At 38.7% G+C, this 16390-nt stretch carries 14 protein-coding genes; 10 read left to right on the top strand and 4 right to left on the bottom strand.

The genetic code is table 11. The annotated features are described in order from the left end of the window. Positions 1–94: 94 nt before the first annotated feature. Both IAR63_RS14695 and IAR63_RS14690 read right to left on the bottom strand, forming a co-directional pair. Complete coding sequence (locus IAR63_RS14695) at positions 95–1087, bottom strand: ComEA family DNA-binding protein (RefSeq protein WP_187705785.1); 993 nt, start codon at positions 1085–1087, stop codon at positions 95–97. A gap of 155 nt (positions 1088–1242) precedes the next feature. Next, positions 1243–2241, bottom strand: coding sequence for a multicopper oxidase domain-containing protein (locus tag IAR63_RS14690; protein ID WP_187705784.1), 999 nt, complete (start codon positions 2239–2241; stop codon positions 1243–1245). 678 nt (positions 2242–2919) lie between these two features. Here IAR63_RS14690 and IAR63_RS14685 point away from each other — a divergent pair. The 7 genes from IAR63_RS14685 to IAR63_RS14655 all read left to right on the top strand — a co-directional run bounded on the left by IAR63_RS14685 (position 2920) and on the right by IAR63_RS14655 (position 10097). Continuing rightward, positions 2920–3843, top strand: a complete 924-nt coding sequence (locus IAR63_RS14685) for an energy-coupling factor ABC transporter permease (protein WP_187705783.1) — start codon at positions 2920–2922, stop codon at positions 3841–3843. Beyond that, entirely contained in the window at positions 3836–4483 is a 648-nt protein-coding gene (locus tag IAR63_RS14680) for an energy-coupling factor transporter transmembrane component T family protein (protein WP_187705782.1), read from the top strand. Before IAR63_RS14685 ends, IAR63_RS14680 begins: the two co-directional genes overlap by 8 nt. 11 nt (positions 4484–4494) lie before the next feature. Continuing rightward, the gene (locus IAR63_RS14675; protein WP_187705781.1) at positions 4495–5259 is read left to right on the top strand and encodes an energy-coupling factor ABC transporter ATP-binding protein; all 765 of its coding nucleotides are present in this window, start codon (positions 4495–4497) and stop codon (positions 5257–5259) included. Positions 5260–5307: 48 nt separating this feature from the next. Continuing rightward, positions 5308–5769 carry a hypothetical protein gene (locus IAR63_RS14670; RefSeq protein ID WP_072149048.1) on the top strand — a complete coding sequence of 154 codons (462 nt, stop codon included), beginning with the start codon at positions 5308–5310 and terminating at the stop codon, positions 5767–5769. Between the two features lie 19 nt (positions 5770–5788). Continuing rightward, positions 5789–6448, top strand: a complete 660-nt coding sequence (locus IAR63_RS14665) for a DUF1361 domain-containing protein (protein WP_187705780.1) — start codon at positions 5789–5791, stop codon at positions 6446–6448. A gap of 186 nt (positions 6449–6634) precedes the next feature. Continuing rightward, a complete protein-coding gene (locus IAR63_RS14660; RefSeq protein WP_235678285.1) occupies positions 6635–8839 on the top strand; it encodes a GumC family protein in 2205 nt (734 codons plus the stop codon). A gap of 100 nt (positions 8840–8939) precedes the next feature. Next, on the top strand, positions 8940–10097 hold the full coding sequence (locus tag IAR63_RS14655; RefSeq protein ID WP_187705779.1) for a SpoIID/LytB domain-containing protein: 1158 nt from the start codon (positions 8940–8942) through the stop codon (positions 10095–10097). Here IAR63_RS14655 and shc read toward each other — a convergent pair. Beyond that, entirely contained in the window at positions 10084–12006 is a 1923-nt protein-coding gene (gene shc, locus IAR63_RS14650) for a squalene--hopene cyclase (RefSeq protein ID WP_187705778.1), read from the bottom strand. The genes IAR63_RS14655 and shc overlap by 14 nt on opposite strands. A 130-nt stretch (positions 12007–12136) precedes the next feature. Between shc and IAR63_RS14645 the strand changes: the two genes are divergently transcribed. Next, a complete protein-coding gene (locus tag IAR63_RS14645; protein WP_187705777.1) occupies positions 12137–13300 on the top strand; it encodes a glycosyltransferase in 1164 nt (387 codons plus the stop codon). 126 nt (positions 13301–13426) lie between these two features. Then, complete coding sequence (locus IAR63_RS14640; RefSeq protein WP_187705776.1) at positions 13427–15004, top strand: SpoIID/LytB domain-containing protein; 1578 nt, start codon at positions 13427–13429, stop codon at positions 15002–15004. An 83-nt stretch (positions 15005–15087) separates the two neighbouring features. On the opposite strand, the gene IAR63_RS14635 is transcribed toward IAR63_RS14640, so the two are convergent. Next, a complete protein-coding gene (locus tag IAR63_RS14635) occupies positions 15088–15387 on the bottom strand; it encodes a ferredoxin (protein WP_187705775.1) in 300 nt (99 codons plus the stop codon). A gap of 207 nt (positions 15388–15594) precedes the next feature. Between IAR63_RS14635 and grpE the strand changes: the two genes are divergently transcribed. Beyond that, on the top strand, positions 15595–16314 hold the full coding sequence (gene grpE / locus IAR63_RS14630) for a nucleotide exchange factor GrpE (RefSeq protein ID WP_328701189.1): 720 nt from the start codon (positions 15595–15597) through the stop codon (positions 16312–16314). Positions 16315–16390: the final 76 nt, after the last annotated feature.

Below are 16390 nucleotides of genomic sequence, written 5' to 3'. Positions count from 1 at the left end.
TGAACTATCTGGATGAAGTTGCTAACTTTTTCCCTCTTTTTTTCACTTAATTCCTTATTCTAGATGGTTTTTCCTGGCTAAACTAGCTTACAGATTACATCATAGTGAAAAATTTGGCATTTTCTTCTATGGTTTTAACCAGTGAGCTCACTTGCTCGGGAGTTTTCACTATCTGATTAGGTGGGATAGCAGAAGGCCAAACTTGTAGCAGTTCAGTTAGAGCTGTATCTATGGCTTTTTGTGCTTCCGGATTCACTGTTGCCATTTGTGGGGAAACACCCTGATATAGTTCATGGGAGTAGATGACGAAACCACGGGAATCTTGATACTCTATGGGGGCGGTGATTTTGTTTTTAGCTACCGCTGCTTGATATTCTGCTGTTGCTGCATCTAGCAGTCCCCTAATCACTTGTAATATGAACTTGGGTTGTAAGCGTTGTTCATTGGGTAAAGCTGTAATTGCAGTGTCTATGTCTGACATAGCTACGGTTAGATTGGTTGCCACCTTGTCATCTTGAGGACGGAATTTAACTAGTTCGGTCAACTTCACTAAATCCTCTTTAAACTGTTTGACCTTCCGCTCGTTAAGTTGTTCTTCTATGTCAACATAAATCTCTTCTACTGGATGTCCGATATGGGGTTGGGCCTGTTTTGGTTGGTTCTCTTTCAACAGTTCCTCTGCTACCAAAAGATGTCCTTTCATTAATGCCAATTTTGTCATGTAGTCTATATCTTTGGCTTCTCCGGTAAGCACCACTTCCTCCACGGTGACCAGATCTTTAATTTGCTCAAACTGTTCCTGTGTAATTACTTTTTTACTTACCAAATCCGCTGTTGAACCATAGGGACGACTAGCTTGAATTTTGTTGGATAAAGCGGGAACTCCTAATTTCCCTTCCAATTTGTCCAATTCCGATAAAATGGCATTATTAATATTAATTTTGCCTTTACCAGTGTGACTCATATCACTGGTTGTCTGTGTTGCTGGTGTAACACTGGTCCCCGCAGGTGGTTGACTACCGCAGGAACTTAGACACACAACTAGACAAGCTACTATGGATAAGATTAGATACCGATGTTTGATCATTTTCATCCCAGATAAAAAATTTACTGATGTTCTTGATTGATACAGTTGAAAACTATTCCTAGTATTGTTGATGATATTTTGAGATCAAATGATAATATTTGTCAATAGTTAGTTATGGGACAACACTGAAATAAGAAGTTTTAGGAGTGATAAACCTAGTTTGATTCAGGAATCACTTCCAATTGACCCATACAGCCGTTTTCAGCAATGATGTCCTGGTGGGGATGGAACATATACTTACCTGGATAACGAAACCTAAATTCTAAAATATGCCTTTCTGCAACACCCATGGTCACAACATCTGTTTTGTAAGTGGGAGTCATGGTCATCCCCAAGGGATAAACATCAAAAAAGTTGGCATGTAGATGAAAGGTGACAGCAGGCTCAAATTCTATAATGTTTAAAACGTAGGCTCTAATTAATTGATTTTGATAAATCTGAATAGGATGGTGCATGTAATAATGGGGCAGTCCATTGAATGAATAATATTCATTTTTATTGTCATCATTGATGTCATATCCAGACATTATTAAAACAATCTCATCTGCATTAGGACGTGAGTTGGGTGGATCAACAATTAACATCCCATATAATCCTTTGGCAATGTGACGAGTAACTGGTTCAACATGACAGTGATATAAATGAACTCCATAGGGTTCAGCATCAAATTCATATATGGTTGCTTTACCATTGCTAATAGGGAGTACACCATCCATCTGTGCTGGATGTATCCCGTGAAAATGCAAAGAATGGGAATGGCCAGCTTGATTGAGAAATAAGACTCGGATTCTCTCCCCTGCTTTAGCTCTGAGGGTTGGTCCGGGAATCCTACCATTTAAATCCCAAATGTTGTAGGATACCAAACTGTTCAAGTGAATTGTGGAAGTACCTGCTATTAACTCAAATTCCCGAATATTTCTGCCATTTTCTCGCTTGAGAGTTCCATAATCAAAGTTTCGCAACACCTGTATTGGTTTGGTGGCCTCTTGGGATTCTGTCATTTCCATAGGAGGAATTTTAACAGTGTTATTATGGCTATTGACCATCCGTAAAATAACAGAGGCACTAATAAGCCCTCCACCAGCCAGACCCATTTGTAATAGCCTGCGCCGGTTCCAAATTGTACTCTTACTCCAGTCAGGTTTTTCAGACATTACATACTTGGTAAATCATTGGTTGCATAGGTGGCTGAAGGCCTCTTCCTCCGAAATTATAGCACAAGTAGTCTAACTCATGGTTAGACCCACGAGATTTTCCTAGGTTAGGTTTTCTCGACCCAACCTACATTACACCGGCGCACCGATTTTTTTCCCCATGGGGGTTGACTATTTACCTTTGGACGTGATACAGTGATAATGGAAATATGTGCAAATTTTTTAAAAATTCCCACACCCCATTATTCAATCTCTATACTACCACATTTCCACCCCTTTAACCATAAAAAAACTTATCTTTCTTACCGCGAAATATAATTTTTTGTTATTGTTTGAAGCACTCCCTATGGGAGATCGCGAGTGGACTCGTAGGTTGAGTTTAATACCAAACCCACGGGATATCAAGAATTACCCCTAACTCAGGATAAAACTTATTATAAATATTTACAAATATTTATGGTTTGATGTGAAAGTTTCAGGTGGCAATTGTTCCTGTTTGGAAACATTCTAAAAATATCCTAAAATTCTGTCAAAATATCCTCCTATATGGCATTGTGAAAATAAGCAAAATATAGTTTCCTGTAAATTTGATGTCTCTTTTGATATCTATTGAGTTTGTAATTGTATTGCCCAGTATTGCTTAACTTAGTATCAAAAAACAAAAATCCGGGGTTTTTTATGCATATACCAGATGGATTTATTTCAGTACCGGTAGCAACAACTACTAGTTTAGCCAGTGTAGCTGCATTATTTATATCATTCAGGCGATCGCAAACTGCCTTTGGAGTACGTCGAGCTCCCTTATTAGGACTAACCACAGCCTTTATATTTGCTGCGCAGATGGTAAATTTTCCCGTAGCTGGAGGTACGAGTGGACACCTTTCAGGTGCTGCATTAGGAGCAATAATTTTAGGCAGTCCTTGGGCGGGAATTTTGTGTTTAGCAACGGTTTTGATTATTCAAGCTGTGTTATTTGCTGATGGTGGAATTACTGCTTTAGGAGCTAACATTTTAAACTTAGGAGTAATTGGGGTTTGGGTATCATGGATATTGACCCAGACTTTACAGCGTTTGCTGGGTGGTTCTGTACAACGTTTACCCCTAGCAGCAGGTATAGCAGCAGGAATTAGTGTAGTAGTATCAGCGATCGCCTGTGCTATTGAGTTAGCGATTTCTGGGACAGCACCGGTGAATTTAGTCTTACCTACAATGACGGGTATACATATTCTAATTGGTATAGGGGAAGGATTAATTACCGGGGGTGTACTAGCGTATTTAGCCAGATCCCGTCCAGATTTACTACCGGGAGAGGAAGAGAAATTCGGGGGTTGGTTGGTACCGGTGGTGAGCATTTTGTTGATTGCTGGAGTTATATCCTTGTTTGCTTCTGCATGGCCAGATGGCCTAGAAAAAGCGGCGGAGAATTTAGGATTTATTAACTTAGCCCAAGAAGTAAGAATTGTTGTACCCACCCCCTTTGCTGACTATGAAATTGACGGGTTAGGGCAAATTGGTACAAGTATTACTGGTTTATTAGGTGCGACAGCTTGCTTTGCCGTAGCCTTTGGGATTGCTAAGGTGATTAGACCTAAGAATGCTTAAAATATCCTTGCCATTACGTTTACAACTGTCCCTAATTGTAGTGATCGGAACTGCTTTTTTAAAGTATCACAGTTGGCTGCAATTATACATTTATGGAGCGATCGCCCTAGTATGGTTGGTGATATTAGGGGTAGAGATAGTCAAACTGGGTAGTTTACTGGGTGGGGAATTAATTTTCCTGTGTTTGGTAGCATTACCCCTAGGGTGGGAAAAGGCCAGTTTTTTATTAGTTCGTTCTCTGATTTGTTTAATAGTGATGAACAGCTTTTTACTTACCCTACCACCCCACAGTTTTGGCATTGCGCTCAAAGGATTACCCATTCCTCTAGTATTAAAAGAAAATTTACTCCTAGCAGGACAATACCTAGAAATTCTGCTGGCCGAAATTCACCGGATGCAGCGCGGTGCCCAACTGCGTGGTTTAAGTGGTACTAGGGGATGGTTACGTTATGCTAGTGCGGCTATGATTGGTGCTTTGTATTTAAGGACTTTAGAAAGAGCAGAGCGAGTTTATGCTGCTATGATTACCCGTGGTTACAACGGTCAACTTCCCATGGATTCCCAACCTAAACCACAAGAACTTTTGACAATTATTTTAGTAATTGTTATTGCTAGTTATATCACTGTTAGTTCATATTAAAGTAATAAGTTTTGACATCCTTAACCTCCTATTCTTCCATAACCCACTTGTTTCCTGAGACCCTTGTCCTGGAAGTGAAAAGTCTAGTGTATGCTTATACAAATAAGTGTACAATCTTAAAAAATATTTCATTTAAATTAAAAACAGGCGATCGCGTGGCTTTAATTGGTGCTACTGGTTCAGGGAAAAGCACTCTTTTAGAAAACCTAATTGGGTTAAAGTATCCTCAGAGTGGCACAATTACCATCAATGGGATTCCTGTGGAGCCAAATACTGTAGCAAAAATACGTAAACAAATTGGATTTGTCTTTCAGGATGCCAATGATCAACTGTTTATGCCAACAGTATTAGAAGATATTACCTTTGGACCGCTAAACTATGGTGTTGCACCAGTGGTAGCTAAAGAAAAGGCCAGACAACTACTAGCTGATTTTGGTTTAGAAAAATATGCCCATCGTTCCCATCATGAACTATCTGGAGGTCAAAGACGTTTAGCTGCAATTGCATCAGTATTAGCTTTAGAGCCAGAAATCTTGATTTTAGACGAACCAACCACCGGACTAGATCCTGCATGGAGAAGACATTTAGCCCAAGTCCTATTAAAATTGCCCATACAGGTTCTGTTAATTGCTTCCCATGACTTAAACTGGTTGGGTAAAGTCACCCAACGTGCGTTAGTGCTAACAGATGGTAAAATTCAAATAGACCGTCCAATTCAACCCCTGTTAGCAGATGGTAAAACTCTAGATGACTTGGGTTTACCGGTAGGTTGGTGAGAGAAGCAGAAGAAGAAACAGATAAAAACTATTTTATCCCTATAAATTATGCGTAAGAGTATGGCATGCCTTTGTCTATATATAGGTTTTCTCGTCACCGGTTGTACTCAGAGTAAAGTCTCCCAGTGTCAACAATTATTAGAAGCTGTGAGTGAGGGTAGTATGATGATTGATCAAAGTAAGGGTTCTCAAATTGCAACCAGTTTAAAACTAGCGCAAGACTTGGGAAACACGAGTAAAGCAATTAAAAAATTGCACCTAACCGATCCACAACTGCAAAAATTCCAGAGTGACCTGGGCCAAAATTTTGCTGGTCTTAGCCATTACATTGGTAAAGCTGCTAAATCTCTTAGTGAAGCAAAGAAAACATTAAACTCCCCATCTGGACAAGAAAAAATTAGGTACGCTAAAAGGGGAATAGAGTCATCCTTAACTACAGCAGAAGCAGCTGGTAAGCAATTAGACACTTTGGGAAACAAATTAAACAAGTACTGCAACCCAAACAAATAAAGCGAGTGAACCTGTAATCATGAAAGCAGAAGTAATAGAATTAATAGTGAAAGTTATCCAGGTATTACAAATAAATATCAGATGGATGACATGGAACTTATTTTTAGCATTTATCCCCTTAGTTCTAAGTATTTGGTTATTTCGTGGGAGACAAAAACCATCCTTAGTTTGGTGGCCAGTATTTTTAGTGTTCTATGCTTTTCTACCCAATGCTCCTTACCTATTAACGGATGTCATTCATCTGATTGATGACATTCGCAATATTCCATCAATTTGGGTAATTACACTAATCTTGATTCCCACATATTTATTAGTCATCCTAGCTGGATTTCAAGCTTATGTTATTTCCCTCATTAATTTAGGTCACTATTTGCATCGTATCCAGCGAAGTTCATGGATTATGCCAGTAGAATTAATTACCCATATACTAAATGCCATTGGCATTTATTGGGGGCGTTTCTTGCGCTTTAACAGCTGGGATCTAGTTACTCAACCAGATACAATATTAACTAAAGGTATAGAAGAATTACTAGGAAAACAACCGCTAGTAATTATCCTTATCAGCTTCATAATTCTCTGGGCATTATACTCATTGATGAAACAAATTACCCTAGGAATTATTTCTAGACAAGAAAGAAAAGTTTCCACTCAAGATAATATCAGGATAGGAAGGCTATAAAAACCTTAGCAAAAAGTTTATCAAAGCTTTAAAATTTCTGGAGATAAAGTTACTATTATAGTCCTGACATAATATATATCAGAGTGAATCTGTTAGTTGATTACACAATAACTACATAATGTCTGCCAAAAATAGACATTGGAAGAATCTCTCTATATATAGTTTGAATATTAGAGGACTTGTCTAGTGACCACAACTATTCTCAATGATAAATCGATGGTTAATACCCAGACAAAAAAAAGATTTGATATAGAAAAAATATCAAAAATTCTCTCATATCGGCGCTTTTTGATCATGGGTATTTCCTGTGGAGTAATTTCAGTTACAAGTCTGATTGCTGTTATCACGAAACCCATGTATCAAAGCTCCATGCAGGTCATGATTAGTGATGATTTGGAACCAGAGTTAAGATCTAATCAGACTTCTAATAAAACTGACTCTTATGGTCACCAAATGAGGTTTTTACTCAGTGGCAAACTCTTACAAAAAGCGGTGGATATACTGCATAAAGATTATCCAGATATTCAATTAAAAGATATTAGAGACAAAGTTGATTTTGGTGCAGATGGGCAATTACAAATTAGACTTGCTGATAATATTTCATCAACATCTAAAGTTAATAATCCCATATTTGTTATTTCATTTAAAGATTCCAATCCAGTCAAAACACAAAGAGTGCTACAAGCTCTAGAAAAGGCTTATCAAGATTATAATCTGGAAGTAAAAAATCAGCGTCTTAGTCAAGGAATAAATTTCGTAAATAGTCAATTGCCAAAATTGCAAACTAATGCTTTAGCTGCAGAGAAAAAATTGGCTATTTTTCAAAAAAAACATAGTCTTATTGATCCACAAATACAAACGAAAGTCTTCTTCCAATCTTTGACTGATATTCAAAAGCAACGAGAAAATTATCGTTCTCAAATTAAAGATTTAGATGCAAGAATCAAAGATATAGAAAGAAAACTCTTATCTTTCCAAAACCAACAAAGTTTCGCCAGTTTAAATGATGGTAAAAATTATCAAAACTTGGTTGCAGAAATTAGAAAGACAGAAGCTAACTTAGCTCAACAACTTTCTCGTTATACTGAAAGCTATCCGGTGGTAATTAGGCTCAAAGAAAAACACAAAATGCAACTGGAGGTTCTGAAAAAAGAACTACAACTTTCCCAGGTCAATAACTCAACAAAGGATAAATTAAACCCCGAATATATTGCAGGAATAGAAAAGACATTATCCGAAGATTTATCCCAGTTCCAAAAACAACAAATTCAGCTGGTTGAGCAGGATAATAAATTGGCTAAATCTGAACTTGAAATTCGCGAGCTTTTGAGTAAATTTCCAGGTATTATTACAGAGTATAATCAGCTATTGTCAGCAACAAAAATCCAGAGACAGAATCTTGGACAAATGCTACAATTTCAACAATCTTTAGGAATGAAAATTGCTCAAAGCAGTTTTCAGTTGCAAGTTTTAGAGACACCAAATATAGGGATTTATATTGGAAACAGAAAATGGCTATTGATTCTGGGAGGAATAGTAACCGGACCAATTTTGGGTATTATTGTAGTGTTGGTACGGGAAATGTTCAACCGGGCAATTATTTCACCCCTAGACTTACAAAACATTGCCAACATTCCTTTAATTGGTTGTCTTCCTCAATTAGGCACGTCTATTTTTAAAAATAGTTGGAAAAGCAGACTCAAAACTAGATTAAAAGAAACAATTCAACAAAAACGACAAACAGCAGCAATTGCGGAAACTACAAGCAATGTAATTAGCTTATCTGGTAATCAGAACCTGGATATGATTTATCATAATCTGCAAGTCCACCATAATTCCCTGCCATTTAAATCTTTAATGTTGACTTCTGCATTACCAGGAGAAGGTAAAACAACTTTAGCTATAGGCTTAGGTGCTAGTGCGGCAAATATGCACCAAAGAGTATTAGTTATTGATGGAAATTTACGCTCTCCCGAATTGCACAAAGTTCTGTCAATTCATAATGATTGGGGTTTATCTCTGTTATTGCTGGACGATATCAAGACACAATTTGCCAATTATGTTCAACCCATTCATCCCCTGATTGATGTTCTCACCGCAGGACCACAACCAGATAATGTAGTTAGTTTATTGACATCGGGAAAATTCCAGGAGTTACTGGAAGTGTTGGAAGGTATTTATGATCTGGTAATTATTGATGCTTGTTCCCTATTGGATGGTGTAGAAGCTAGAATTATGGCATCGGTTTCTAATAGTATTGTCATGGTGGGAAGAATTGGACAATTAACTCCAGATCAACTCATACAAGCTAGGGAAATATTGAGCGATTTCAATTTAATTGGTATTGTCTCTAATCAATTCCACCATTCTGATACCAACTTTAATTTTTAACCCTGTTGAACCTGGGAAATAACCAGCAGAAAATTGCCTAGCACAGAAATTTCGTGTAAACTGGTAAAAGCTTTTAACTTCAATTATTAGTATTACTAGCATGAAAAACCAATTACACTTGAATAATTTACTAAACACTTTATCTCCTCACCGTTGGAGCAAAAATTGGTGGATAGCTATTATTGTATGGTTCGCTTTTACCGCTCCTGCTCAAGCATCCGTTATTTTGCGTATAGCTATCGAAAAGGAAGTTGAGCAAATTAAGGTTGGTGCATCCACTACAGCTATAGTTAAGGATGGTTCTGGACGCAATTTAGGAGAACTAACAGGTAGTAATTCCTATGCAGCACAGGCAATCCCAGGAGGAGTAGCTTTAGATAGATGGCAGTCTGGTTTATTTTGGATTGAACCCACTGCTAAAGGATATGTCTACATAGGCGATCGCTGGTTTCGTGGTAGAACTCTTATTGTATCTACAGGGAAGGGTATAACCGCTGTCAACTGGGTAGACCTAGAAGAGTATCTCTACAGTGTAGTTGGTGGAGAAATGAGCTCTAGTTGGCATGAAGAAGCTCTCAAAGCCCAGGCGATCGCAGCTCGTACCTATGCTTTGTACAAGAGAAAGGAACAACGGAACAATCCTCTCTATGACCTAGGGGATAGTCCTGATAGTTGGCAAGTTTATCACGGTGTAAGTAGTGAATCTCCTAAAACCTATAGTGCGGTTGATGTAACTAAGGGTCAGGTTCTCACTTATGAGAACCAAATTATTCTTTCAGCATTTCACGCTTGTTCTGGTGGACACACGGAAAATGTGGAGGATGTATGGGGAAACCCTCTTCCTTACTTGCGAGCAGTTCAAGATTTTGACCAAAACATCAGGGAATGTAACTGGAACAGCACTTTCAGTTCTGAACAAATTAGTGACCGTGTCCCCGGTGTAGGTAGTGTGAGAGAAATAATTATTGAGTCCCTATCTCCTTTTCGCAGTGTTAAAACTTTAAGAATTGTTGGTGATCAAGGAAGCAAGGTTCTCAAAGGTGAAGAAGTTCGTACCATCCTCAAGCTTAGAAGCACCCGTTTCACGGTGAATAAAGATGTAAATGGTAACTTTGTTCTACAAGGATTAGGTTTTGGCCATGGTTTAGGAATGAGTCAATGGGGAGCTTATATTCTAGCCAAAAATGGATTCAACTACTTACAAATCCTAGGATACTACTACAAGGGTGTAGCTTTAACTCCGATTAAGGCCAAGTAGAGTTCACAATTCTCCTATATCTCCCCAAAGCTAGTAAGGGAAAATACTGTTGATAGAGATGATATTTGAGATAAAAATGACCGGGGAAACCAGTTCCGGTAAAGTATGACTCATCCCAAGTACCGTCTAATCTTTGGGTTGTTAATAAGTAATTAACAGCTTTTTCCATAGTGGTCAAATCAAAGTTTTGCCTTGCTTCACCAGCAGCAATGAGTCCCATTAATCCCCATGCGGTTTGAGATGGTGTGCTATCACCTTTTCCCTTAAAGTTGGGGTCACCATAACTCAAACAGGTTTCACCCCAACCACCGTCAGGGTTTTGTACTTGTTTCAACCAGTTGGCACCTTTTTCTATATTACTAAGATATTTCTGGGGATTAATCAAGGCCAAAGCTGATAGTACACCACTAGTTCCATAGATATAATTAACTCCCCAACGTCCAAACCAACAACCTTCTGTTTCTTGCTCCCCCAGCAGATAATTCATAGCTTGATCTAGCTTCTGGGATGGGATGGATAGTTTACAAACACCCAACATTTCAATTACCCTAGCGGTAACATCCGCAGTATTAGGGTCAATCATAGCTTTTAAATCACCGTATGGGATATAATTTAGCCATTCTTGGTCATTATCAATATCAAAAGCGGCCCAACCCCCGGATTTGCATTGCATGGATATAATCCAATTCACAGCTCGTTTAATAGCTTGTTTTTTTAGATTTTCATTCGGTAATTTGGCTTGATGTAAGGCCATCACCACCACAGCGGAATCATCCACATCAGGATAAAAGCGATTGTGGAATTCAAATGCCCAAGCACCAGGTTGGCCTTGTTTATTTTTGACAGCCCAGTCTCCATAATCTATTATTTGCTTATCTATTAACCATTCCCCAGCTTTAACAATTACTGGGTCATCCGGAGCCATACCCGAATCAATTAGGGCCCGAATTGCCCAGGCTGTGTCCCATACGGGAGAGACACAAGGCTGCACGCAGTAGCTGTTATCTGTTTCGATGACAAAATTATCAACCGCCTTTAAACCTCCATAAATAATTGGGTCGTCTGCTTTATAGTTTAGACATTTTAAAGCTAATAGGGAATTTAACATGGCAGGAATAATTCCCCCCCAGTCTCCTGTAGACTCTTGGCGCTCTAAAATCCATTTCTCTGCTGCTTTTATCCCCTGGTCTCGCAATGGGACTAAATTTAAAGTTTCTGCCAATTTGAACCCATCATCTAATAGGGTGAAGATGTCTGACCAATCATTGTTTTTTGGCAGTTCCCACTGCGCATTATCTATTCCTTCAGCATATAGCTCATCTAAACTAATGGGAGAATCTATATCAAAGACTGGTTTTCGATTAAAGACTATTAATAATGGTACTGTGCTAGAACGGGCCCAACTGGAAAGCTCATAAATATTAAAGGGGAAATAATCTGGTAATAACATGACCCAGGGTGGTAATGAAGGTAACCCGCGCCAGTTATAACAACCTATTAGTGCTAGATGTAATTTGGTGAAAATCCGGGTTTTACTAATGCCACCTTTTTTTAAAATCCAGGATTTAGCTTTTACCAGTGCTGTATCTGTTGCAGGTACTCCCAATAACCTTAAACCCATATAAGCTTCCACACTGGTACTGAGATCTCCCCCATCTCCATAGTATAGTTCCCAACCACCATGTTCTCTTTGTTGGCATCGCAAATAATTTTCAATTTTATATAAAGCCCTGTTTTCACAGGTTCCCCAAATTTTATGTAACAGTAAAACTTCTACAGTAATAGTCACATTTGACTCTAGTTCACCCCACCAATAGCCCTCTGGTCTCTGGATTGACAATAGATGCTCTTGACTAGCTGCGATCGCCTGGGTAATTTCCTTGATATTTATCCTAGGTTGTGTTTGCATAAAACGTTGATTTTAACAGATCCCCCTCCGTGGAGTTTTGCCACCTAGCCTTGGTGATACCTATTATATTATCATATTTATCTATATTCGAGTATATTTCTGATGAAACTAATACCTTAGAGAAGCGGAGATGGAACAAATTCTATTAGGTTTGATGGTTTTATCCTTAGGGACTTGGTTGTTTTTGCTTTTATTTTGGGGGCAGTTTTGGCGGGTAGATCAACTATTAAAGCCCATAACCCCTACAACAAATAACTTCACATTTTTACCTAGAATTTGTGTAATCATTCCAGCACGTAACGAAGCAGATTTTATAGCCACAACCATAAAATCACTTTTGTTACAAGACTATCCAGGGGAGGTGAATATATTTGTAGTGGATGACCAAAGTAGGGATGGTACGGCCGATTTTGCCAAGGAAGCAGCTCATGCAGTTGGTCGGGTTAGCCAACTAGAAATTTTGACTGGTAGGGATTTACCCATAGGTTGGACTGGCAAAATTTGGGCAATGGAACAGGGTGTGCAAAAAGCTCTGGAATTAAACCCAAATTATTTTTTGTTTACCGATGCGGATATAGAACATCATATCAGCAATTTAGGTCAATTAGTCCACAAAGCGGAAACAGAAGGTTTAGATCTAGTATCTATAATGGTCAAGCTCCGGTGTGAAAGTTTTTGGGAAAAACTATTAATACCTGCTTTTGTCTTCTTCTTTCAAAAACTCTATCCTTTTGCTTGGGTCAATAATCCCAAAAAATCTATGGCTGCAGCAGCTGGTGGATGCATTTTAATTCGTAGGCAAACCCTAGAAAAGATTGGTGGACTAAAAACAATTAGTCACGCTTTGATTGATGATTGTTCTTTAGCTAAAGCTGTGAAATCCCAGGGAGGAAGAATTTGGTTAGGACTAAGTTCCCTAACTGTCAGTTTACGTACCTATAATTCCTTAGAAACTATTTGGAACATGGTAGCTCGCAGCGCCTATACTCAGCTAAGTTACTCTCCCTTACTATTAATGGGTAGTGTGTTGGGTATGGTGATAGTTTATATCTTACCTGTGGTGGGAATCATTATTGGTTTAGGTATAAATAATGTGCTGATTTCTCCCCTGGGTTTAATAACTTGGCTATTAATGAGTTTTGCTTATTTACCCATCATTATCTTTTACCAATGTCCTCTCTGGTTTGCCGGGTTTTTACCCCTAATTGCCCTCTTTTATACCTTTATGACCGTAGATTCAGCTTATCGTCATTGGCAAGGTAAAGGTGGTAGCTGGAAAGGTAGAGTTTATTAGGTGGGTTTCCTGGAGAAAGTCTAATATTTAGTAGTAATTGTCGGGATTTGAGCAAAAATCAAGGATTATTATGTTACGGGTTTATGGGTGCCCGTGGTCTATTACTCAGCTTTCATTGAAGTTTTCATGAGAATATTTTTCTGGCGTTCAGCATGCAATATACTAGTCACCCTTTCCCTATTGGGACTAACGGGAGCTTCTGATCCTATCAGCAGTCAAGATAGGGAACTGAAAATTGGCATTGTACAACGATTTGCTTCGGTTAAGACGGACAAATTAAACCTCAAAGCTACTTCTGGTGACGATTTAACGCTAAAATGGCAGACAAATGATGGACAAAAAACTGTGATTTCTACTGCTAACACTGTTGAGCTGATTCCAATTATGGAAACTCTCAGACAACCCCAAGTGTGGGAAGTATTGGTGCTGGGAGATTATCGGACTTTTGAAACAGCAGAAGACAGTGCCAAAAAGTGGCGTTCTCAGGGTCTGGAAGTGGAAATAGCCCAGCCAGAACGTTGGCAAGTTTGGGCAAAGCGAGATGTTTATAGTACTCCTTTACTTAGACGTTTATTATTGAATAGCATTCATACATCCGGTGATAAACTACCTTATTTAAATACGCAGGTTATTAAACAAGTAGCTAGGGTAACCTGGGAAGTTAATGGTCGTCAATACACTAGTAGTTATCTGGAAATTACTAGTCGCAAGGGAAAGATATGGGTTAATAATAACCGAAAACCCGGTGGTAAAAAACTTTTTCCTGGTAATTTGTATTTACAACCTAATGCCTATGGTAGCTACTCTTTGGTAAATCTCGTAGGTCTAGAAACTTATTTACGAGGAGTTATACCCTATGAAATTGGCACAAAAGCACCCGAAGCAGCTCTTGAAGCTCAAGCAATTATCGCTCGTACTTATGCCCTACGCAATATACATAGATTTGCTGTGGATAACTATCAGCTATGTGCGGATACCCACTGTCAGGTATATGATGGATTGAATGGCGCAAGTAAAAAAACCGATCAGGCGATCGCCAGCACTAGAGGTAAAGTGTTAACCTATAAGAACGAGCTAGTGGATGCTCTATATTCTTCCACTACGGGAGGTGTAACAGCTTATTTTAGTGATGTTTGGAATGGGGAAGATCGTCCTTATTTACGTCCCGTGGTAGATGGGCCTAAAGACATTTGGAACCTGTCCCAGAAAAGTTTGGCTGATGAAGAGAATTTTCGTCAGTTTATTAGTTTGGAACAAGGATTTAACGAAAGTAAATGGGATGTATTTCGTTGGCGTAGAGAAACAAGTTTAGAGGATATTACTAAAGATTTACAAAAGTTTCTAAAAGCGAAAAATAGTCAGTATGCCAATTTTAAGAATATTGAAGCGATGTCCATTACTAAAAGAAGTCCCAGTGGCAGAATTTTAGCATTGGCTGTCAAAACGGATATTGGAATCTTCGATTTACACAAAGATGAGGTTCGTAGTGCTTTTGCAGCTCCTGTAAGTACACTGTTTTACTTACAACCAATAAATAAGGGAAAGTCTCAGGTATGGGGATATGCTTTTATTGGTGGGGGGTTAGGACATGGAGTAGGTTTAAGTCAAACAGGGTCTCAAAATTTAGCCCAATTAGGTTGGTCAAGTGACAAAATTCTTACCTTTTATTACCCGGGTACAAAAATTGAAATTTTCCGTAGATAAGGATAGACCAACATAATAATACCGCCATACTCTTATAGTCTCATAATCGTAGGGCGGCATTTGATTGGGATAACGGGTAACTTTTAGTAAAGTTCTTCTTCCTTGTGGGTATATATTTCTACATCTGAGGTAGGATATGCAACACAAGTCAAAACATAACCAGCTTCAATTTGATCATCATCTAAGAAGGATTGGTCAGATTGGTCAACTGAACCACTCTTTAGTTTACCAGCACATGTGGAGCAAGCACCAGCGCGACAAGAATAGGGAAGATCTAAACCTGCTTCCTCAGCTGCATCTAGAATGTAGGTGTCATCAGGAACATCTATTGTATTTGTAGCGTTTTCAGCTTCGTTGATGAGTGTGACTTTGTAAGTAGCCATGTGTTATTCCTCTTTTGTGATCGGGAGTGTGAAGTACAGGCCAATAAAACCAATGGATAGGTTGTCTTTTGAGAACAGCCATCGGTTTTTATTTACCTCAATTTCTGATACTAGGGGAAAAGTTAAATCTTGTAACGAAAAATCTACTACGATTAGTAATGAAGTTCAGTTCCCCGCAAATGATAAGTTTTAGTTATGTAATTGAGTGTGGCACAATCTCCTGCTGGAAGGATGAAGGCCAACCATACAACTCTAGACTTGGCAGGTTTTTTTATGTCTTCCACGGATTTTACACCCCAATTGCGGATTTTAATGGGCAAAGCTGGCATTTCCAGTTTTAAAGATCTTGGTCGCACCGCTGCTATCTCAGAAAGGCAAATATTACGCCTACGGCGTGGGTGCGTATCAGGGATGAAACTCAACGTGTTGCAGAATTTGTCTGCTACCTTAGGAGTTTCCTTCAATCAACTGGTGGAGATTTTTTCCGATCCTCTTAATCAGATGGATACTAAACAGCTAGATTCTGACTTAATACGGCAACAACTAGTTCAAATACAACAAGAATACGAGCGATCCCTAGTTAAGCTAGAACAGCAGCGAGAAGTTTTGGAAAAAGAGTTTCAGCAAAACACATTACAAATTATAGAGTCTTTATTATTGTTTTTTCCTACTGCTGCACAGAAGGTGAGGGCAAACCCCCAACTAGAAGCAATAAAAATATTACCCTTAGTGGAAAAACCATTGGAAAAACTCTTATCTACCTGGGGAATACAGGCGATCGCATCTGTAGGAGCAGAAGTACCCTACGATCCCCAATATCACGAATTGTTGCAGGGTACTGCTGGAATAGGTGAAGCTGTAAAAGTAGTTTATATTGGGTATAGGCAAGAAGAAAAACTACTTTATCGAGCTAAAGTCAGTAAATAATGTGAGGTGTAAAAAGTCTTTTGGTGGGAGTTGACATGGTGAGCGTTTATTTTTAGTATGGGATTAGATGGTAAAC

Origin of the sequence: Cylindrospermopsis curvispora GIHE-G1, assembly GCF_014489415.1 — a bacterium.
GTDB lineage: Bacteria > Cyanobacteriota > Cyanobacteriia > Cyanobacteriales > Nostocaceae > Raphidiopsis > Raphidiopsis curvispora_A.
Note: the sequence above shows the minus strand (reverse complement) of the source record. Positions and strands in the feature narration are given on the sequence as shown.